Source organism: Centipeda noxia ATCC 43541 (assembly GCF_000160555.1).
Lineage (GTDB): Bacteria > Bacillota > Negativicutes > Selenomonadales > Selenomonadaceae > Centipeda > Centipeda noxia.
This window is the reverse complement of the sequence record NZ_GG749279.1, coordinates 454,443-472,777: the sequence shown is the minus strand read 5'-3', so window position 1 is coordinate 472,777 and position 18,335 is coordinate 454,443. Positions and strand designations below refer to the sequence as shown.

Here is an 18,335-nt window from a genome sequence, read left to right as displayed (position 1 = left end):
AATTCTGGGATGAATCCAATAGTCTTGCTAAGGAAAACAATATGGATCAGAATCTTGCATGGATGTATGAGATGAAGAAACGTTCGGAAGGGAAAACACTATTTACTCGAACGGCATTAAAGGATTATGGTTCAAAAGTAAAGTTGTTTCCAGGAGTAGAAGATTGGTTCAAGCGTATAAAGAAATATGGGGTAGATGAAGGTGTAAAAGTTGAACATTATATTATTTCTTCTGGGCTACGTGAAATGATTGAGGGGACGGCTATAGCAAATGAATTTGAAGGAATATTTGCTAGCTCCTTTTTATTTGATAAAGAAACTGATGTTGCTATATGGCCTGCACTTGTAGTTAATTATACGAACAAAACGCAGTTCTTGTTTCGTATAGAAAAAGGGATTTTAGATGTCAATAATCAAGAGGTCAATGATCACTTTGCTCCAGATCAGCTTCGTGTTCCTTTTAGAAATATGATTTATATCGGGGATAGTGATACAGATATTCCATGTATGAAATTAGTTAACTCCTATGGTGGATATTCTATTGGTGTCTATAATTTGGAAACTAGCGACAAGAGTAAAGTATATAAAATGATGCGTGATGAAAGAATTAAGTATTTTGTTCCGGCAGATTATTCGGTTGGAAAAGAATTGGATAGACTGGTAAAGGATATTATTACTAGAACCGCGATCAATGAGAAACTGGAAAGAAAATATTATTCTTGTCAAAATGAGCTAATACAGCATGATAGCGGTAGAAAATTGGAAGATAAGAAGAAAACAGATCTTATATTGGCATTGGAGGCCAGTAGATCATTTGAACAGACACATAAAATCATAGCTGAAATGAAGGAGATTAACACATGGACAGAAGAAGAAGCAGATTCAATTGCACAAAATGCCCTTTTCAACAGTCAAGTACGCTATGTGATCAATGATAATGATATAAAAGTATTTCTTCTTAGAAAAATACTTCATAAATACACATCAAAGTATATAGAAGAGTTAAAAAGTGTTATGAAAGAGTAATGATATAATGAAAAAACATTATTTTTGATTATGGAATACTCTTATTTTGGGAATTAAAGTTTTGAAGATAAAAATGGTGAATCAGCCTATCAGTCAAGCTTGACAGTATCTTATGAATATGCTATTATCCTCTAACGTAGGCGTATAGCCTCTGTTTGGGCATAGGCCCATTCCCAACCGCACGGCGAGGTCACTACAATCGGCACTGCCGAACCGCAGCCGGCGAGTAACGATATAGGGAGGTGTTTTCATGTATGCAATCGTAAAGACAGGCGGCAAGCAGTACAAGGTCGCTGAAGGCGATACCATTTTTGTGGAGAAGCTTGAGGCAGGCGAGGGCGAGACCGTCGTTTTTGATCAGGTCTTGACCGTTGTGAACGATGCCAGCGTTAAGGTCGGCCGTCCGATGGTGGATGGCGCGAAGGTGACGGGCAAGGTGATGGCGCACGGCAAGGGCAAGAAGATTCTCGTCTTCAAGTACAAGGCGAAGTCCAACTACCGCAAGCGTCAGGGCCATCGTCAGCCGTTCACGAAGGTCATTATCGAGAAGATCGAGGCGTAATTTGTGATTTCGGTTGAGATCGTCACGAATGAATACGGGATGATCACGGGCTGTCGTGTCGCAGGACACAGCGGAACGGCGGAGCGCGGAGAGGATATTGTCTGCGCCGGCGTATCTGCACTGACCCAGTCCGCGCTTCTTGGCATCATGGAGCACCTGCATCGCGCCGTCACCTATGACATTGCGAGCGGAAATCTCGAAATCCGGTTGCAAGAGCCGCCGGATGATTGCACCGAAGCGATTCTCCGTACCATGTATATGGGACTTGCGGAGATTGAGAAGATCAGCCCGAAGGGTATTCGTATTCAGGAAGTAAAGGGGTGAACAGATTGTTCTCGTTTGATTTGCAGCTTTTTGCACATAAGAAGGGCGTCAGCTCTACGCGCAACGGCCGTGACAGCCATTCCAAGCGCCTTGGCGTGAAGGAGCAGGCCGGCACGCACGTGACGGCGGGCAGCATCATTGTCCGTCAGCGCGGCACGCATTTCCACCCGGGGCACAACGTCGGCATCGGCAAGGATGATACGATCTTTGCGAAGATTGACGGCAAGGTTGCCTTCGAGCGCAAGGGGCGTCATCAGCGCCAGATCAGTGTGTATCCGCTTGCGGAGACTGCTGTTTAAGTTTGTTATATGAAGATGCCTGTACCTTGTGGTGCAGGCTCTTTTAGAAAGCTGTTTTCACAGGTGAAATGTGCCGCTTGTGGGAGCAGCTTCTTACTATAGGGGGACGTATGCAGTTCATTGACCGCGCGCAGATCACGGTGAAGGCGGGAGACGGGGGACATGGCAAATCAGCCTTCCGCCATGAGAAGTTTATGCCCAAGGGCGGCCCGTCGGGCGGTGACGGCGGACGCGGCGGAGATGTTATCTTTCGTGCCGACCGCAATCTGAATACGCTCCTTTCTTTCCGCTTTCATCGCAAGTTTACGGCGAAGAACGGGGAGAACGGCGAACATAAAAATCAGTATGGAAAAAATGCGCAGCCGCTCTATGTTGACGTGCCGCCGGGGACGATCGTTGCCGACGACGCAACGGGAGAGGTGCTTGCCGATCTTACCGAGGTTGGTGCCGAGGCAGTGATTGCCCGCGGGGGACGCGGGGGCCGCGGCAATGCAAAATTTGCGAATGCGGCCAATCGTGCACCGTCCTTTGCCGAGTTCGGTGAACCGGGGGAGAGCCGCAAACTGCGTTTAGAGCTCAAGCTTCTCGCTGATGTCGGTCTTGTCGGGTATCCGAGCGTCGGGAAATCGAGCCTCGTTGCCTCGTGTTCGGCAGCTCGTCCCGAGATTGCGGACTACCATTTTACAACGCTGACCCCAGTGCTCGGTGTTGTACAGACGGACTATGAGAAGAGCTTCGTCATGGCAGATATTCCGGGACTGATCGAGGGGGCTGCCGATGGGGTCGGCCTCGGACATGATTTCCTGCGCCATGTGGAACGCACGCGCCTCATTCTGCATATCGTGGATGCATCGGGCATCGAGGGGCGTGATCCGGTGGAGGATTACTACACAATCAACAGGGAGCTGGCGCGGTACAGCGAGAAGATTGCTCGGCGCACGCAGATTCTTGTGGCGAACAAGATTGATCTGCCGTCTGCCGAGGAACATCTGCCGCGCCTGAAAGAACTTGCTCAGAAAGAGGGCATGGAGTTCTTTGCAATCTCGGCGGCAACGCGTGCAGGGGTGCAGGAGCTGATTGATCATGTCGGGGCATGGCTGGATGCGTATGTTCCCGAGCCCGAGGCAGAAGAAGATAATGTCGCGGTATACGATCAGAATGCAGCAGATGATGAGAAGGTGACGATCTCGCGCAACGATGCGGGAGACTTCATTGTCTCAGGCAAGGCGATTGAAAAACTCGTTGCAATGACGAACTTCAACAATGATGAGGCGGTACGCCGTTTTCAGTATATCTGGCGCCTCAAGGGGCTGGATGAGAAGCTTCGTGCACGCGGCATCAAAGAGGGCATGACCGTTCACATCGGAGATATGGCGTTCGACTATCAGGATTAAGGAGTATTGGAGGAAAGACTTTGCTGCGAAATTCGCTGACCAGTAAGCAGGTGCGGAAGCTGCGCTCACTCGGCATGACGGAGGAAGCCGTCGTCATGATCGGCAAGGAAGGGGTGACGCCCGCTGTTGTTGCATCGGCGCGTGAGGCCATCAAAAAGCGCGAACTCATCAAGGTGCGTGTTCTGCAAAATGCGCCGGATGAGCCGGAGGATGCTATTACCGTTCTTGCAGAGCGGGCAGACGCCAACCTCGTCCAGGTGATTGGCAGGAACGGTCTGCTCTTCCGGCGGAACTTCGACAAGCCCAGGATCGAGCTATGAGTGCGCGGGACCGTCTGCGCGATGCAAGACGCATTGTCGTCAAGGTTGGGACAAGTACGCTCACGCACCCGTCGGACGGGATGAATCTCCATCGGATCGAGCATCTCGTGCGCGAACTGATCGATGAGGCAAATCAGGACAAGGAAGTTCTGCTCGTCTCCTCCGGTGCGATTGCGGCGGGGATGAATACGCTTGGTCTCAAGGAACGCCCCGCGGGTGTGCCGGAGAGGCAGGCACTGGCTGCGATCGGGCAGGGGGCGCTGCTGCACATCTATGAGAAGTTTTTTCACGAGTACGGGCGCACGATGGCGCAGGTACTCCTTACAAAGGAGAATGCCGCGCGTCATCATCAGTATATGAACTCACGCAATGCTCTTCTTGCCCTCCTTGGGATGAACGTTATTCCGGTTATCAATGAAAATGACGCGGTTGCTGTCGACGAGATCAAGATCGGCGACAATGACAATCTGTCCGCGGTCGTTGCGGCGCTCGTCGATGCAGATGCGCTCATTATTCTCTCCGATATCGACGGGGTCTATACAGCGAATCCGCGGACGGATGCAGCGGCCTGTCTGATTTCTGAGATTCCGGAGATTACGCCGGAGATTGAACGCCTCGCCGGCGGTGCAGGATCGGCGCAGGGGACGGGCGGAATGCAGACGAAGATCGAGGCGGCAAAGATTGCCCAGAATGCAGGCGTGACAATGGTGATTGCACGCGGCGATGAGGACGGCATCATACGCGGCATTCTGCGCGGCGAGGAAATCGGAACACTGTTCCCTGCGCGCGAGGCACATCTCCGAACCCGCAAAAGCTGGCTTGCTTTCGGGAAGAAACTTGCCGGCGAGATTGTTGTCGATGCCGGATGCATTGATGCGATGCGGCGCGGAGCAAGTATCCTTGCGGTCGGCGTGACGGACGTCTACGGAGCCTTCTCGGCGGGTGATACTGTTCGTGTTCTGAGCCTGGCAGGACAGGAGGTTGCACGCGGTATTGCCGCATATGATGCTGCGGATATTGCACGTCTTATGGGGCATCAGACTGCGGATTTTCAGACCCTCGTAGAAGGAGCGTCACATGAGGAAATCATCCATCGGGATAATATGGTTCTGATGGTATAAGGGGGGCGTTGCGTATGATAGAGCAGGAGATTCGTACACAGGCAGAGGCCGCAAAGGCAGCATCCTATGCGCTGGCGGCGCTGCGGACGGATGTGCGCAATGCGGCGCTCGAAGCGATGGCCGATGCCCTCATGGAGCATACGGATGCCATACTGCATGAGAATGCAGCGGATGTATCCGAGGCCAAGGAAGCTGGGATGCGCGCATCGTATATCGATCGCCTGCACCTTGATGCAGAGCGTGTTGCCTCGATGGCAGAAGGGCTTCGCCTGACGGCGGCGCTGCCGGATCCTCTCGGCAGAGAAGACTACTCCGTGCGTCGTCCAAATGGTCTTGAGATTCGGCGTATGCGTGTGCCGCTGGGCGTGATCGGCATGATCTATGAGGCGCGGCCGAATGTCACCGCAGATGCCATCGGGCTTTGTCTGAAATCCGGAAATGCTGTGGTTCTGCGCGGCGGTTCAGACGCGCTTCGATCCAACCGGGCGATTGCAGAGGTGCTCTCGCGTGCTGCATACACTGCGGGCATTCCCTCCGGGGCGGTTCAGCTGCTCGCGATGAAGGATCGGTCCGCCGTTGATGTCATGACGCATCTGACGGGCCTGCTCGATGTGCTGATTCCGCGCGGCGGAGCCGGACTCATTCGACGGATTGTCGAGAACAGCAGCGTTCCGGTGATCGAGACGGGAGCCGGGGTCTGCCACGTCTATGTGGATCGGTCGGCGGACGTTCCGATGGCACTGCAGATCGTGCGCAATGCGAAGGTATCGCGTCCCTCGGTCTGTAATGCGGCAGAGACACTGCTCGTTCATGAGTCCATTGCGGAGGAGTTCCTGCCGCGGATGGCTGATCTGCTTCGTGCGGATGGCGTGGAGCTGCGCGGCTGCGAACGGACGCGTGCGATTCTCACAGACATCGCTGCGGCATCAGAGGAGGACTGGGCGGCAGAATACGGTGATCTCATCCTCGCAATCCGGACGGTGAAGGATATAGATGCGGCGCTTGCACATATCAATCGCTATAACACCGGGCACTCTGAGGCGATTGTCACGAACGACATTCGGGCGGCCCATGACTTCCAACAGAGGGTGGATGCTTCGACCGTCTATGTCAATGCATCAACGCGATTCACAGACGGATTTGAGTTCGGCTTCGGCGCAGAGATCGGCATCAGTACGCAGAAGCTCCATGTGCGGGGACCAATGGGGCTTGACGCGCTGACGAGTACGAAGTATCTTGTCTACGGCGAGGGACAGGTGCGGGAGGCTGTGCCCGCTGCACAGAAAATACACGAATGCGGCGTTTGACTGCCTATCTTCGTACCTTGCGCCAATATGCGGCGACGCCGAAGGGGCGGCATGATATGCTCGATGATCTGCGTGCAGTTGGCATATTCCTCGTGCTGACCGCGCTTGTGTTCATGATTCTCTGCATCGTGAGGTGAGCCGGCATGGAGAGACGAATCGGGATTATGGGAGGCACCTTTGATCCCATCCATATGGGGCATCTTATTACAGCGGAAATGGTGTGTTCTGCGGCCCCCCTGGATGCTGTGCTCTTTGTTCCTGCGGCACGTCCGCCGCATAAGGACGCTGCACACGCTGCGTCCATGCAGGACCGGCTTGCTATGACAGAGTACGGCGTATGCGAAAATCCACATTTTTTTGTCTCAGATATTGAACTGCGCCGAGAAGGACCGTCCTATACGGTAGATACGATTACAGAACTTCAGGCCCAGCTTGCGGGTGCAGAGCTCTTCTTTATCACAGGGGCGGATGCGATGAACGATCTCTATCGCTGGCATGAGCCGGAGCGTCTTCTGCGCTCCTGCCGCTTCATCGTTGCGACGCGGCAGGGTGCTCCTCTGGATGAGCTGCTCATTGCTGAAAAATTTACTGCAGAGGAGCGCAGCCACATACAGGTGCTTCCGACACCGCACTTAGAGATTTCCTCAACAGTGATTCGTGCACGTGTTCGTGCCGGCCTTTCCATTCGGCATCTTGTGCCGCGCGCCGTAGAGGAGTATATTAGGGAGAGGGGGCTGTATCGTGCCGATGACAAAAACGTATGAAGAGATGCGGCTCCTTCTGGAACAGAACCTTGCCCCCGGGCGGTATCGACATTCGCTCGGCGTTGCGGAGACTGCGGCAGCGATGGCACGGCGGTTCGGGATGAATGAGGAACGGGCGCGCACAGCGGGACTCCTGCATGACTGCGGCCGCGCCTATGAGACGGCTGCACTTCCGGCGGAGGCGCGGCGGCGCGGGATTCCCATCGGCAGGATTGAGTCCGTGATGCCGCTTCTCCTTCATGCCTATGTTGGGGCCTATCTCATCTATGAGGTCTACGGCGTGGATGATGCGGCAATTGCACAGGCAGTCTGGCGGCATACGGTCGGGGGGGCCAACATGACCGCGCTTGATAAGATTGTCTACTACGCCGATATGATCGAGCCGTCGCGGGTGTATCCGGAGGCAGAGTATCTGCGTGAGCTCGCACGCACGGTTTCGCTCGATGAGATGATGCTGGCTGCGCTGACGGAGTCTATACGATTTGTGATACAGAAAGGCGGGCTCATCCATCCGGATACCGTTACGGCGCGAAATGAGCTGATTTTCAGCGGCGTACGCATCAAATAATCGACCCACATGAGTGCAGCATCGGAACACATGGGAGGAAGGGGGAGATCATGTCGGAATACGATGCGGAGGAACTTGCCGCACAGCTGGCAAGCGAGAATTCGCGTGAAAATATTAAAAAACGGCGCAGCCAGCGCACGCGCCGCCGCCGCAGGGCATTTCTCCGCGGCCTTTTTCGGCTGATCTCTACGATTGTCCTCCTTGTCAGCGTCAGTGTTGCGGGATACTATCTGATCGGGTGGAGCGTTCAGGCATACCGTGATGTACGGGACATGTACGAGGCATATCTGATCCGCCAGGAGGAAAACCGCGGCGCGGTCGATGTGCGCTTTGACGGCTATACCAATGTGCTGGTGCTCGGCCTCGATAATTCCGTCAATATGGACAATGTGGAGGAAACGCGTGCCGATGCAATCCTGCTTATCAGCATGGAGAACGCAACGGGCAAGGTGCGCATCCTCAACATCCCTCGTGATACGTGGGCACCGATGGCGCAGAACAAGGGGGAGACGCGTCTCGCGAATGTCTATGCCGTCGGCGGAGCACCACTGATGGTCAGGACGATTAATCAAATGTTCGATATCTCGATTCATCAGTACGTGGTGATTGATCTTGCAACATTCGGGCAGATTGTCGATGCCATCGGCGGGATTGATCTCTACGTTGAGCGGAATATGGACTACGACGATCCAGAAGCAGGGCTTTCCATCCATATGCGCCAGGGGTACCGTCATTTGGACGGCGTTGGAGCAGAGCATTACCTCCGCTACCGCAGCGATGATCTTGGTGATCTCGGGCGCACGCAGCGCCAGCAAAAGTTTGTCAAGGCATTCTATGCGAAGCTGCTGCGCGTGGATACACTGCCCAAGATTCCTGCGATTGCAGATATCCTGAAGCATAATGTCACGACCAGTGCGGAACTCTTTGACTCGGTGCACATCGGCAACGTCATTCGGAAATTGAGCATTGAACCGCCGCGTACAATCATGCTCCCGGGAGATTTCTCGCGGGATGATGATACCGTTTGGATCATGGACCGCACGGCTGCGGACGAAATTATTCATGAACTTTTCCCGCCGGAGGCGGGTACAGAGAACCAGGAGGGGCAGAATTGACAGAGCAGGAAAAATGCCGTGCGATTTGCAGTGCGGCAGATGAGAAGAAGGCGCGCGATATCGTGCAGATGGATATGATCGGACTTATGTCGACGAACGATTATTTTGTGATCTGCTCTGCAAATACGGCAACGCAGGTGCGCGCCATCGCAGACAATATTGAGGAAAAAATGGAGGAGGCCGGTATTTCGTTCCTGCACAAGGAAGGCTATCGTGAGGGCGAGTGGGTGCTGCTCGACTACGGCGACACCGTTGCGCACATATTCCAGCAGGAGGCGCGTGAATACTACGCCTTGGAGCGCTTGTGGGGGGATGCGAAGCTTACTCCCTACGAGGAGTCCTAATTGATGCAGGAGCGAACGCGCAGGCCGGAACAACTCCCGCGCAAATACGGGCCGAGCCAGGTGGCGGAACTCACTGCCGTCCGCGCGAGTGAACTGGGCGTCTTTCTTGATGCGGAGACAGGGAATACGAGTGACGATATTCTTCTGCATACAGTTCAGCAGACAGCGCCCGTGAAGATCGGCGACCGCGTCCGCGTGTTCCTCTATCTCGATCCGAAGCGCCGCCTCACTGCGAGTATGCGCACACCGCGCATGAAGGAAGGACAGGTTGCCCGTCTGCGCGTGATTAATGTCACGAAGGAGGGGGCCTTTCTCGATGTCGGTGCCGAACGCGGTATCTTCCTGCCATATGCGGGCATGCGCGGGCGGCCTCAGGTCGGAGAGACCGTATGGGCGAAGCTCTATACGGACAAGTCCGGGCGTCTTGCTGTGACAATGGAGGTCGAGGACGAACTCCGGCGTGCATCCCGTCCTGCCGAGGGAGTGCGTGTGGGAGACCGCTTGAAGGGATCAATCTACAATATCACGGAGCGCGGAGTTTTTGCCTTTACAGAGGAGCGGTATATCGTCTTCATAGATCACCGTGAAGCACCGCGTCGTCCGCGTGTCGGTGAGACGGTCGAGATGCGTGTGACCTATCTGCGTGAGGACGGCCGGCTCAACGCTTCGCTGCGCCCGCCGAAGGAAACAGCACGGATAGAGGATGCTGAGATCATTCTTGCACTTTTAGATGCACATGATGGGAAAATTCCCTATACTGACGCTACCTCTCCTTTAATTATCCAGGACCGCTTCCATATCAGCAAAGCGGCATTCAAGCGTGCGCTTGGCAGACTCATTAAAGAAGGACGTATTGAGCAGCGCAATGGATGGACATATTTACTGGAGCGCAAGAAAAACTCTTAATTTTTTTTAAAGATAGGAAGGAATTTTTTCCCAAAGGGCGAATAGAGAGCATAGCAAACAATGTTTACGAGTAGGGGGAGAGAGATAAATGGCAGATACGGTTATCGAAGAAAAAAAGGGAATCCTGCTTGAGACGGGGACAAACGAATTTGAGATTGTCGAGTTCAGCATAGGGAAGGTGAACTACGGCATCAATGTTGCAAAGGTGCGCGAGGTCATTACGCGGACACCAGTGACAACAATGCCCGAGGCACATCCCTATGTTGACGGCTTGTTTACCTTGCGTGGAAAAGCGATGCCTCTTGTTAATATGGCGCGCTGTCTCAATCTCCAGACGACGGATGAGCTTCAGAACATTATCGTCACGGAGATCAATAACTACGACATCGGATTCCTCGTCGGGAATGTCTATCGCATTCATCGTATCTCATGGAAAAACATGGAGCCTGCACCGAATGTCGGCGAAGGTTCGCGTGTGGTCGGCATCATCAAGATGGAGGACCGCATAGTTCTCCTGCTTGACTTTGAGACGATCATTGCAGAGATCAATCCTGAAATCAATCAAAAGCTTACGACGGTAGCAGAGGCTCCGCAGGATGCCAAGACGCGCCGCGGCGCAGCACATGTCGTTGTGGCGGAGGATTCAAAGATGCTGCGTGATCTCCTGGTCTCAACGCTTCATGAGGCAGGTTATAAATTCATTCGCGACTTTGGCAATGGTCAGGACGCGTGGGACTATTTACAGGATCTTTCCCGCAAAAACGGCCCGATCGAAAATCATGTACGCATTATCATCTCAGACATCGAGATGCCGAAGATGGACGGCCATCGCCTGCTGAAGCTCGTGCGCGAGGATGACCGTCTCAGCAATGTTCCTCTCGTCCTCTTTTCCTCTCTTATCAGTGAGGAGATGAGGCGAAAGGGGGACAGCCTCGGGGCGTCGGGGCAGGTTTCGAAGCCGGAGATCAATCAGCTGATCAACCTCTTGGATACATTGACATTCGGTGCACCGCTCCACGATGATACAAATAAACCTTAATATCTTCTCTTGTTTGGAGGACTGCTGCATGTACTGCAGCAGTCCTTTTTCGTTCTATTGACATGACTATAAAATCTCGTTATCATAGAGACCAAGGAGATGGTAAAATGAAGGTAGCGGTCCTCATGGGAAGCGATTCCGACTGGCCAATCTTGAAGCCTGCAGTTGAGCTCTTAAAGCAGTTTGGCATTGAACCTGTGGTCAAGGTTGCATCTGCACATCGTACGCCGTCAAATGTTCGTGATTTCGTTATGGAAGCGGATCACAACAAGGCCTTCGCGGCATTCATTGTTGCAGCAGGTGCCGCGGCACATCTGGCAGGTGTTGTTGCAAGCTATACGATCAAACCTGTTATCGGCATTCCGGTCAACGCGACTCCTCTGAATGGTATGGATGCGCTGCTCAGCACCGTACAGATGCCTTCGGGAGTACCCGTAGCATCTATGGCGATCAATGGAGCAAAAAATGCTGCCATATTTGCGGCGGAGATTCTTGCCGTATATGATGCATCAATTGCAGAAGCATTGATGGACTATCGGGAGAAGATGGTGCTTGAGGTTGAGGCGAAGGCAGACCGTGTGGCCGCACAGCTCTGATTGATTGCGCTATTATGGTAAATTTATATTGAAACAGAATGAAAGGAAGGCTTGTGATGGAGCGGAAAGAAGCTCTTTACGAGGGTAAGGCAAAGATTATCTACGCGACGGAAAATCCGGATGAATATCTTGTCTACTATAAGGATGACGCGACCGCTGGAAATGGAGCAAAGCGCGGAACGATTGCAGACAAGGGCGTCATGAACAACAAGATGACAGCATTTTTCTTTGACCTATTGGCAAAGGAAGGCATTCGTCACCACTACATCTCTATGCCTAATGATCGCGAGATGATTGTAAAAAAACTTACGATTATCCCGCTTGAGGTCATTATCCGCAATGTTGCGGCAGGGTCGCTCGCTCAGCGCCTTGGTTTGGAGGAGGGCGTACCTATGCCGTTCCCCATCATCGAATATTGTTACAAGAACGATGATCTCGGTGACCCGATGCTCAACCGCTATCATATTCGTGCCATGAAGATTGCTACAGACGAAGATCTTGATGAGATCGAGCGCATGTCACTGAAGATCAACGATATTCTGACAAAGTTCCTCAAGACGAAGCGCGTGGACCTCATTGATTTTAAGCTTGAATTCGGTAAAGATGCCAGCGGAAATATCATCCTTGCCGATGAGATTTCACCGGATAACTGTCGCTTCTGGGACAGTGATACGAAGGAAAAGTTGGATAAGGACCGTTTCCGCCGCGATCTTGGCAACGTCGAGGATGCCTATAAGGAGATGCTCCACAGGCTGACGGGAGAAGCATAAGCACGATGTACGAAAAAGTGCCAAAGTGGAAGGAAGAGTGCGGCATCTATGGGGTATATTCCCCAACGGAAGATGTCTCTGAGATGACGTACCTCGGCCTCTTTGCGCTCCAGCACCGCGGACAGGAGAGTGCAGGCATTGCGCTCACCGATGGCGATTGGATTGATGTGAAAAAAGGCATGGGGTTGGTCAGCGAAGTTTTTCGCGAGCAGCTTCCGCGTCTTGACAACGCAAAAATTGCTATCGGTCATGTGCGCTATGCAACAACGGGGTTCAGCCTCGCGGCGAATGCCCAGCCGCTGCGTGTTAACTATGCGGGCGGCGCTCTCGCGCTGGCTCATAACGGCGATCTTACGAATGCCGCGCTGATTCGCCGCGATCTTGAGTCTAAGGGCACGGTATTTCAGACGACAATTGACACAGAGGTATTTGTCCATCTTATCGCACGTTCACAAAAGCCGTCCGTCGAGGAACGAATTCTTGAGGCGGTCAGTGTTGTGCGCGGGGCCTTCTGTCTCTCCATCATGACGGAGGATAAACTCATCGGTGTGCGCGACCCGCAGGGGTTTCGCCCTCTTTGCATCGGCCGGACACCGGACGGCGGATGGGTTCTGTCCTCTGAAACCTGCGCCCTTGATGTCAATGGCGCAGAGTTTGTGCGCGATGTTCTGCCGGGTGAGATGGTTGTTATGGACAGCGACGGTCTTAAATCCTATCGTTTTTCTAACGGCAAGGATGTGGCCTCTTGTATCTTTGAATACATTTATTTTGCACGTCCCGACTCTATCATTGACGGACAGAGCGTCCATGCAGCGCGTTTTGAGATGGGGCGTGTTTTGGCGCGCGAATCCGGTTTTCGCGGGGATGTCGTTATTTCTGTACCGGATTCCGGGACGACGGCAGCGACTGGATTCTCCTATGAGGCTGGGATTCCGTTTGCCGAAGGCCTCATCAAGAACCGTTACATTGGGCGTACCTTCATTCAGCCGACGCAGAAACAGCGTGATGCAGCGGTCAAGCTCAAGCTTAGTCCGGTGCGTTCCGTCGTTGCAGGGAAATCCGTCATCATGGTCGATGACTCCATCGTGCGCGGAACGACGAGCGGCAAAATCGTACGCCTCCTGCGGAATGCCGGAGCGCGTGAGATCCATGTATGCATCAGCAGTCCGCCCATTACGGACCCCTGTTACTACGGAATCGATACATCTGTCCGCAAGGAACTCATCTCAGCAACCAAGAGTGTCGATGAAATCTGTTCTTTTATTGGAGCAGATTCTCTGCATTTTATCTCGATTGATGGGCTGCGGCAGTGTGTTTCCGCACTCAATCCGGATCATATGTGTTATGCATGCTTCAATAATAAATACCCGGTTCCCGAAGAGGATGCCGAGCTCGACGAAGACGATAAGATTATTTTGGAACGGCGGCAGATTGCACAGCGTGAAAGGGAGCTCTGAGAACCGATGGAGAAAATGACCTACCGCAGTGCAGGCGTCGATATTGATGCGGGAAATAAATCCGTATCCATGATCAAGGACTGCGTACGCGCGACTTATCGTTCCGAGGTGCTGGGGGATCTTGGCGGCTTCGGCGGACTGTTTGCCCTTAATACGAAGGAATATAAAGAACCGGTTCTCGTATCCGGTACGGATGGGGTCGGCACAAAGCTGCGCCTTGCCTTTATGCTGAATAAGCATGATACAATTGGGCAGGATGCGGTTGCGATGTGCGTCAATGACATTCTCGTACAAGGGGCAGAGCCGCTCTTTTTCCTCGACTATCTTGCTGTTGGAAAACTCGAACCAGATCAGGTCACTGCAGTAGTCACGGGTGTTGCCCGTGCCTGCAGGGAGTCCGGCTGTGCCCTGATTGGCGGTGAGACGGCAGAGATGGCGGGGTTCTATCCCGCGGGCGAATACGATATCGCAGGGTTCTCCGTCGGCGTTGCGGAACGGTCAAAACTTATTACAAGTGCGCGTGTGCAGGCCGGTGATGTATTGCTCGGTTTGCCCTCCTCGGGGGTTCACTCCAACGGCTACTCGCTGGTGCGTAAAATTGTCTTTGAGCACAAGGGCTTCCAGGGGAATGAGTACATGGCGGAACTCGGCCGAACGATCGGCGAGGAACTCCTGACGCCGACGCGGCTCTACCCGCGCATTTGTCTTCCGCTCATCCGTATGTTTGACATCCACGGTATGGTGCACATTACAGGCGGCGGATTCTACGAGAACATTCCCCGTGCCCTGCCGGAGGACATGGGAGCAGAGGTGGACGGCACAGCATGGGAGATGCCTGCCATATTTCGCCTGCTCCAGGAATGGGGCAATGTGGACTGGCCGGAGATGTACCGTACGTTTAACATGGGCATCGGCATGGTCCTCATTGCTTCGCCGGAGGAGGCGGCGTGCATTGAGGGGCATCTGCAGGCCCAGAATGAGGTTGTTTATCGGATCGGCCGTGTGACAGAAGGCGGACATGAAGTCGTCATCAAGGGCGGTGTCTTTGATGCGTGAGGAGAAACTTGGCGTTCTCTGTTCGGGCCGCGGCTCTAATCTTGCCTCTATTATCGCCGCTATTGAGGATGGCAGTATACACGCGGAGATTGCCGTGGTCATCGCTGATAAGGCAGATGCCTATGCGCTCGAACGTGCACGGAAGAAGGGAATCCCCGCCATTGCTGTGGTCCGCAGGGACTATGCGGAGCGCGATGCGTTTGAACGTGCGCTTCTGGAGCAGCTGTATGCGCACGGTGTGACGCTGGTTGTGCTTGCGGGATTTATGCGTATCCTGTCGCCACTTTTTGTACATGCCTACACGGGCCGTATCCTGAACATCCATCCGGCACTTCTGCCCAGCTTCCCTGGGGCGCACGCGCATCGTGATGCACTCGCCTACGGGGTGAAGGTCAGCGGATGTACCGTGCATTTCGTGGACGAGGGCACGGACTCCGGTCCCATTATACTTCAGGCATCGGTTCCCGTTCTGGAGGGCGATACAGAGGAGACCCTTGCCGCCCGGGTTCTCGAGCAGGAGCATCGGATATTCCCCGAGGCAATCAAACTCTATATTGAAGGAAGACTGCATACGGACGGGCGGCAGGTGCATATTCTGCCCGCCGGTGAAGGAGGAGCATTATGAAGATAAAGCGTGCCCTGATCAGCGTATCCGACAAGACCGGCGTTGTGGAGTTTGCGCGTGTGCTGCATGCGGCAGGGGTAGAGATCGTCTCCACGGGCGGAACGATGAGAGCGTTGCGTGAGGCCGGCATACCCGTCGTCTATGTCAGCGATGTGACGGGATTTCCGGAGATCATGGACGGCCGCGTCAAGACTTTGCATCCGTTTATTCACGGAGGGATTCTTGCCGTACGAGGAAACCAGAGCCATGAGAAAGCTCTGCGCGAGCTGAAGATCACGCCTATTGATCTTGTTGCGGTCAATCTCTATCCGTTTAAGGAGACGGTTGCAAATCCAAATGTAACGCTTGCAGAGGCTGTTGAACAGATTGATATCGGAGGGCCTGCGATGATTCGTGCGGCGGCAAAGAATTTTAAATTTGTCACCGTGATTACAAATCCTGAACGATATGCGGAGATTGCGGAAAAGATACGCAAGGATGGTGCAGTTGACGGTATGACGCGGATGCGGCTTGCCTATGAGGCGTTTGCGCATACGGCAGATTATGATGCTGCGATCAATGCGTATCTTGCACAGCAGCTGGAAAAATGAGGATAGCAACGTGAACATTCTCGTAATCGGATCAGGCGGCCGTGAGCATGCTCTTTTTTGGAAGCTCTCCGAAAGCCCTCAAACAGAGCGCATATATGCGATTCCCGGCAATCCGGGCATGGGTGAGATGACGGATATCGCTGTCACCGATAATGCGGCGATCCTGCAATTTGCCAAGGAGAAGGACATCGGTCTCGTCGTTGTCGGCCCTGAAGTCCCCCTGATGAACGGTCTTGTAGACGATCTCGAAGCTGCCGGTATTCCTGCCTTTGGCCCCCGTGCAAACGCAGCAGAGATCGAGGGCTCGAAATCGTTTGCAAAGGATCTCATGAAGAAGTACGGGATTCCAACTGCCCGCTATGAAGTCTTTGCTGAGGCGGAAGCTGCACGTGCGTATATTCGCAGCGAAGGAACCCCAATTGTTGTCAAAGCCGACGGCCTTGCGGCCGGAAAGGGTGTCGTCGTCGCCATGACAGAGCAGGAAGCACTTGATGCCGTTGATGCAATCATGGAGCACAACTCATTCGGCGATGCGGGAGCACGTGTCGTTATCGAGGAATTCATGGAAGGTGAGGAGGCCTCTCTTCTTGCTTTTACAGACGGAACGGTGATTCGCCCTATGATCAGTGCACAGGACCATAAGCGTGCCTTTGATGGGGACAAGGGTCCGAATACAGGGGGAATGGGAACCTATGCGCCAGCACCAGTCATGACGCCGGAGCTGACGGAGCGTGCCGTGGAGGAGATACTAAAGCCGACAATCTCCGCCATGGAAAAGGAAGGGCGGGCATATCGTGGCTGCCTTTACCTCGGCCTGATGATTACGGCAGACGGACCCAAGGTTGTGGAGTTTAATGCGCGGTTCGGCGATCCGGAGACGCAGGTGGTTCTTCCTCTTCTCGATGGGGATCTGGTCCAGATTATGCACGCTTGTGCAGGCGGGACTCTTGCCGATGTTCCCATTCGATGGAAAGACGGTGCAGCGGTCTGTGTCGTGCTGGCAGCGGGAGGATACCCTGCTTCTTATGAAAAAGGAAACGAGATTTACGGCATAGGAAATGCCGAAAAGCTTGGTGCTCTTGTATTCCATGCCGGAACAGCAAAGAAGAATGGGAAAATTGTAACGAACGGAGGGCGCGTACTCGGCGTCGTCGGTATGGGAAAGGATATTGCTTCGGCAGTTCAATCTGCCTATGACGCAGTAGATCAGATCTCTTTCAAAGGTGAATATCATCGCAAAGATATTGCGCATCGTGCATTGAATCGTTAAAAAAATATCGGGCTTGCCGAGATATTTCGGCAGGCCCGATATTTTTATTTGCTTAGAGATAATCGCGTAGCATGGCGCCGACAGAATCATAAACAGCATATGCTGCGTCATGCATAAAGTGCTCTGCATGACTGACCGTAAAGCCTTTATATGCCTCAATCATCGTGAGATCGTTGCGGTCGTCTCCAATAATGAGCAGCTCTCGCTCTTCCCAGCCTCTCTCATGAACAAGAGAAGCGATGCCCGTACTCTTGTTCACTCCGGCATGATTGAGATCGAGAAACTGACGATTTATATTCCCTGTAAACATATTGGGGAAATCCGAATCAATTGAGGAAAAGGCTGCGACGGCTGCTTCACGATCGCAAAACATCATGCCCATTTGGATGACATTATTCAAACATAGAACATCCTCAATGTTTTGAATCGGTGTAAGGAAGGGGGCAGGAATATCCTCACGGAGACCATAGCTATATGAGCGCTCCGGCGTAAAGAAGAGCATGCCGCCCTCATACGTACGAATATGTGATGAGTCGAAGAGCTGAGCCATCGCTTCGTGCAGGAGGCACGTCGATGTGATCGGCTTTCCGTTCGGTTCATGAATTGCCGCGCCGTTGCAACAGATGTAAAAGTCGACTGGAATTTTATGACTGTTTGTTTCCATAGCGATGAGGTCGTAACTCCTCCCGGTCACAATGCCGAACTTATTTCCGGAACTGCGCCACGCATGGATGGCCTCGATAGTCTCTGCCGTGACGCCTGTGTCTGAAACGGAGAGTGTGCCGTCATAGTCACTGAAAGCTATTTTCATGGATGATATTATTCCTTCACGTACACTTATAAACTCATATGGGCTAAACCTACATGATTTGATGGAGAAAGT

The 18,335-nt window shown here is 53.2% G+C and carries 23 protein-coding genes; 22 read left to right on the top strand and 1 reads right to left on the bottom strand.

The window, feature by feature from the left end; genetic code table 11:
* The 22 genes from HMPREF7545_RS03675 to purD all read left to right on the top strand — a co-directional run.
* Positions 1-1,025: HAD family hydrolase (locus HMPREF7545_RS03675; RefSeq protein ID WP_006694333.1), on the top strand; the 1,025-nt coding region annotated here is incomplete at its 5' end.
* Between the two features lie 250 nt (positions 1,026-1,275).
* Positions 1,276-1,587 (top strand): 50S ribosomal protein L21, encoded by a 312-nt coding sequence (gene rplU / locus HMPREF7545_RS03670; RefSeq protein ID WP_006694332.1) that lies wholly within the window; start codon positions 1,276-1,278, stop codon positions 1,585-1,587.
* Positions 1,588-1,590: 3 nt separating this feature from the next.
* Positions 1,591-1,911, top strand: a complete 321-nt coding sequence (locus tag HMPREF7545_RS03665) for a ribosomal-processing cysteine protease Prp (protein ID WP_006694331.1) — start codon at positions 1,591-1,593, stop codon at positions 1,909-1,911.
* Complete coding sequence (gene rpmA, locus HMPREF7545_RS03660; protein ID WP_006694330.1) at positions 1,908-2,210, top strand: 50S ribosomal protein L27; 303 nt, start codon at positions 1,908-1,910, stop codon at positions 2,208-2,210. Before HMPREF7545_RS03665 ends, rpmA begins: the two co-directional genes overlap by 4 nt.
* A 110-nt stretch (positions 2,211-2,320) precedes the next feature.
* Positions 2,321-3,604 carry a GTPase ObgE gene (obgE, locus tag HMPREF7545_RS03655; protein ID WP_006696052.1) on the top strand — a complete coding sequence of 428 codons (1,284 nt, stop codon included), beginning with the start codon at positions 2,321-2,323 and terminating at the stop codon, positions 3,602-3,604.
* Positions 3,605-3,624: 20 nt separating this feature from the next.
* Complete coding sequence (locus HMPREF7545_RS03650; RefSeq protein WP_006696053.1) at positions 3,625-3,924, top strand: YhbY family RNA-binding protein; 300 nt, start codon at positions 3,625-3,627, stop codon at positions 3,922-3,924.
* Positions 3,921-5,045 (top strand): glutamate 5-kinase, encoded by a 1,125-nt coding sequence (gene proB / locus HMPREF7545_RS03645; RefSeq protein ID WP_006694327.1) that lies wholly within the window; start codon positions 3,921-3,923, stop codon positions 5,043-5,045. The genes HMPREF7545_RS03650 and proB overlap by 4 nt, the downstream gene beginning before the upstream one ends.
* Before the next feature lie 14 nt (positions 5,046-5,059).
* On the top strand, positions 5,060-6,352 hold the full coding sequence (locus HMPREF7545_RS03640; RefSeq protein WP_006694326.1) for a glutamate-5-semialdehyde dehydrogenase: 1,293 nt from the start codon (positions 5,060-5,062) through the stop codon (positions 6,350-6,352).
* Positions 6,340-6,489, top strand: a complete 150-nt coding sequence (locus HMPREF7545_RS10230) for a hypothetical protein (RefSeq protein ID WP_006694325.1) — start codon at positions 6,340-6,342, stop codon at positions 6,487-6,489. Before HMPREF7545_RS03640 ends, HMPREF7545_RS10230 begins: the two co-directional genes overlap by 13 nt.
* Before the next feature lie 6 nt (positions 6,490-6,495).
* The gene (gene nadD / locus HMPREF7545_RS03635) at positions 6,496-7,116 is read left to right on the top strand and encodes a nicotinate-nucleotide adenylyltransferase (protein ID WP_006694324.1); all 621 of its coding nucleotides are present in this window, start codon (positions 6,496-6,498) and stop codon (positions 7,114-7,116) included.
* The gene (gene yqeK, locus HMPREF7545_RS03630) at positions 7,100-7,684 is read left to right on the top strand and encodes a bis(5'-nucleosyl)-tetraphosphatase (symmetrical) YqeK (protein WP_006694323.1); all 585 of its coding nucleotides are present in this window, start codon (positions 7,100-7,102) and stop codon (positions 7,682-7,684) included. Before nadD ends, yqeK begins: the two co-directional genes overlap by 17 nt.
* A gap of 50 nt (positions 7,685-7,734) precedes the next feature.
* Positions 7,735-8,799, top strand: a complete 1,065-nt coding sequence (locus HMPREF7545_RS03625; RefSeq protein WP_006694322.1) for an LCP family protein — start codon at positions 7,735-7,737, stop codon at positions 8,797-8,799.
* Positions 8,796-9,143 carry a ribosome silencing factor gene (rsfS, locus tag HMPREF7545_RS03620; protein WP_006694321.1) on the top strand — a complete coding sequence of 116 codons (348 nt, stop codon included), beginning with the start codon at positions 8,796-8,798 and terminating at the stop codon, positions 9,141-9,143. Before HMPREF7545_RS03625 ends, rsfS begins: the two co-directional genes overlap by 4 nt.
* Positions 9,144-9,146: 3 nt before the next feature.
* Positions 9,147-10,049, top strand: coding sequence for a CvfB family protein (locus tag HMPREF7545_RS03615; protein ID WP_006694320.1), 903 nt, complete (start codon positions 9,147-9,149; stop codon positions 10,047-10,049).
* Positions 10,050-10,137: 88 nt separating this feature from the next.
* Positions 10,138-11,088 (top strand): chemotaxis protein, encoded by a 951-nt coding sequence (locus HMPREF7545_RS03610; RefSeq protein WP_006694319.1) that lies wholly within the window; start codon positions 10,138-10,140, stop codon positions 11,086-11,088.
* A gap of 107 nt (positions 11,089-11,195) precedes the next feature.
* Positions 11,196-11,684: a 5-(carboxyamino)imidazole ribonucleotide mutase gene (gene purE / locus HMPREF7545_RS03605; protein ID WP_006694318.1), complete on the top strand. Its 489-nt coding sequence runs from the start codon at positions 11,196-11,198 to the stop codon at positions 11,682-11,684.
* Positions 11,685-11,740: 56 nt separating this feature from the next.
* Positions 11,741-12,454, top strand: coding sequence for a phosphoribosylaminoimidazolesuccinocarboxamide synthase (gene purC, locus HMPREF7545_RS03600; RefSeq protein ID WP_006696056.1), 714 nt, complete (start codon positions 11,741-11,743; stop codon positions 12,452-12,454).
* Positions 12,455-12,459: 5 nt separating this feature from the next.
* Positions 12,460-13,911, top strand: a complete 1,452-nt coding sequence (gene purF / locus HMPREF7545_RS03595) for an amidophosphoribosyltransferase (RefSeq protein WP_006694316.1) — start codon at positions 12,460-12,462, stop codon at positions 13,909-13,911.
* A gap of 6 nt (positions 13,912-13,917) precedes the next feature.
* Positions 13,918-14,967 carry a phosphoribosylformylglycinamidine cyclo-ligase gene (gene purM / locus HMPREF7545_RS03590; protein ID WP_006694315.1) on the top strand — a complete coding sequence of 350 codons (1,050 nt, stop codon included), beginning with the start codon at positions 13,918-13,920 and terminating at the stop codon, positions 14,965-14,967.
* Positions 14,960-15,592 (top strand): phosphoribosylglycinamide formyltransferase, encoded by a 633-nt coding sequence (gene purN, locus HMPREF7545_RS03585; RefSeq protein WP_006694314.1) that lies wholly within the window; start codon positions 14,960-14,962, stop codon positions 15,590-15,592. Before purM ends, purN begins: the two co-directional genes overlap by 8 nt.
* Positions 15,589-16,182, top strand: a complete 594-nt coding sequence (locus tag HMPREF7545_RS03580) for an IMP cyclohydrolase (RefSeq protein ID WP_006694313.1) — start codon at positions 15,589-15,591, stop codon at positions 16,180-16,182. Before purN ends, HMPREF7545_RS03580 begins: the two co-directional genes overlap by 4 nt.
* A gap of 10 nt (positions 16,183-16,192) precedes the next feature.
* A complete protein-coding gene (gene purD / locus HMPREF7545_RS03575; RefSeq protein ID WP_006696058.1) occupies positions 16,193-17,452 on the top strand; it encodes a phosphoribosylamine--glycine ligase in 1,260 nt (419 codons plus the stop codon).
* A 52-nt stretch (positions 17,453-17,504) separates the two neighbouring features.
* Here purD and HMPREF7545_RS03570 read toward each other — a convergent pair whose 3' ends face one another.
* Complete coding sequence (locus tag HMPREF7545_RS03570) at positions 17,505-18,263, bottom strand: HAD hydrolase family protein (protein WP_006694311.1); 759 nt, start codon at positions 18,261-18,263, stop codon at positions 17,505-17,507.
* Positions 18,264-18,335 lie beyond the last annotated feature (72 nt).

Excerpts from the sequence above, each read along its gene's own strand:
- rplU (WP_006694332.1), top strand. The coding sequence starts at position 1,276 with ATGTATGCAATCGTAAAGACAGGCGGCAAGCAGTACAAGGTCGCTGAA.
- obgE (WP_006696052.1), top strand. The coding sequence starts at position 2,321 with ATGCAGTTCATTGACCGCGCGCAGATCACGGTGAAGGCGGGAGACGGG.
- proB (WP_006694327.1), top strand. The coding sequence starts at position 3,921 with ATGAGTGCGCGGGACCGTCTGCGCGATGCAAGACGCATTGTCGTCAAG.
- HMPREF7545_RS03640 (WP_006694326.1), top strand. The coding sequence starts at position 5,060 with ATGATAGAGCAGGAGATTCGTACACAGGCAGAGGCCGCAAAGGCAGCA.
- HMPREF7545_RS10230 (WP_006694325.1), top strand. The coding sequence starts at position 6,340 with ATGCGGCGTTTGACTGCCTATCTTCGTACCTTGCGCCAATATGCGGCG.
- nadD (WP_006694324.1), top strand. The coding sequence starts at position 6,496 with ATGGAGAGACGAATCGGGATTATGGGAGGCACCTTTGATCCCATCCAT.
- yqeK (WP_006694323.1), top strand. The coding sequence starts at position 7,100 with ATGACAAAAACGTATGAAGAGATGCGGCTCCTTCTGGAACAGAACCTT.
- HMPREF7545_RS03625 (WP_006694322.1), top strand. The coding sequence starts at position 7,735 with ATGTCGGAATACGATGCGGAGGAACTTGCCGCACAGCTGGCAAGCGAG.
- HMPREF7545_RS03615 (WP_006694320.1), top strand. The coding sequence starts at position 9,147 with ATGCAGGAGCGAACGCGCAGGCCGGAACAACTCCCGCGCAAATACGGG.
- HMPREF7545_RS03610 (WP_006694319.1), top strand. The coding sequence starts at position 10,138 with ATGGCAGATACGGTTATCGAAGAAAAAAAGGGAATCCTGCTTGAGACG.
- purE (WP_006694318.1), top strand. The coding sequence starts at position 11,196 with ATGAAGGTAGCGGTCCTCATGGGAAGCGATTCCGACTGGCCAATCTTG.
- purC (WP_006696056.1), top strand. The coding sequence starts at position 11,741 with ATGGAGCGGAAAGAAGCTCTTTACGAGGGTAAGGCAAAGATTATCTAC.
- purF (WP_006694316.1), top strand. The coding sequence starts at position 12,460 with ATGTACGAAAAAGTGCCAAAGTGGAAGGAAGAGTGCGGCATCTATGGG.
- purM (WP_006694315.1), top strand. The coding sequence starts at position 13,918 with ATGGAGAAAATGACCTACCGCAGTGCAGGCGTCGATATTGATGCGGGA.
- purN (WP_006694314.1), top strand. The coding sequence starts at position 14,960 with ATGCGTGAGGAGAAACTTGGCGTTCTCTGTTCGGGCCGCGGCTCTAAT.
- HMPREF7545_RS03580 (WP_006694313.1), top strand. The coding sequence starts at position 15,589 with ATGAAGATAAAGCGTGCCCTGATCAGCGTATCCGACAAGACCGGCGTT.
- HMPREF7545_RS03570 (WP_006694311.1), bottom strand. The coding sequence starts at position 18,263 with ATGAAAATAGCTTTCAGTGACTATGACGGCACACTCTCCGTTTCAGAC.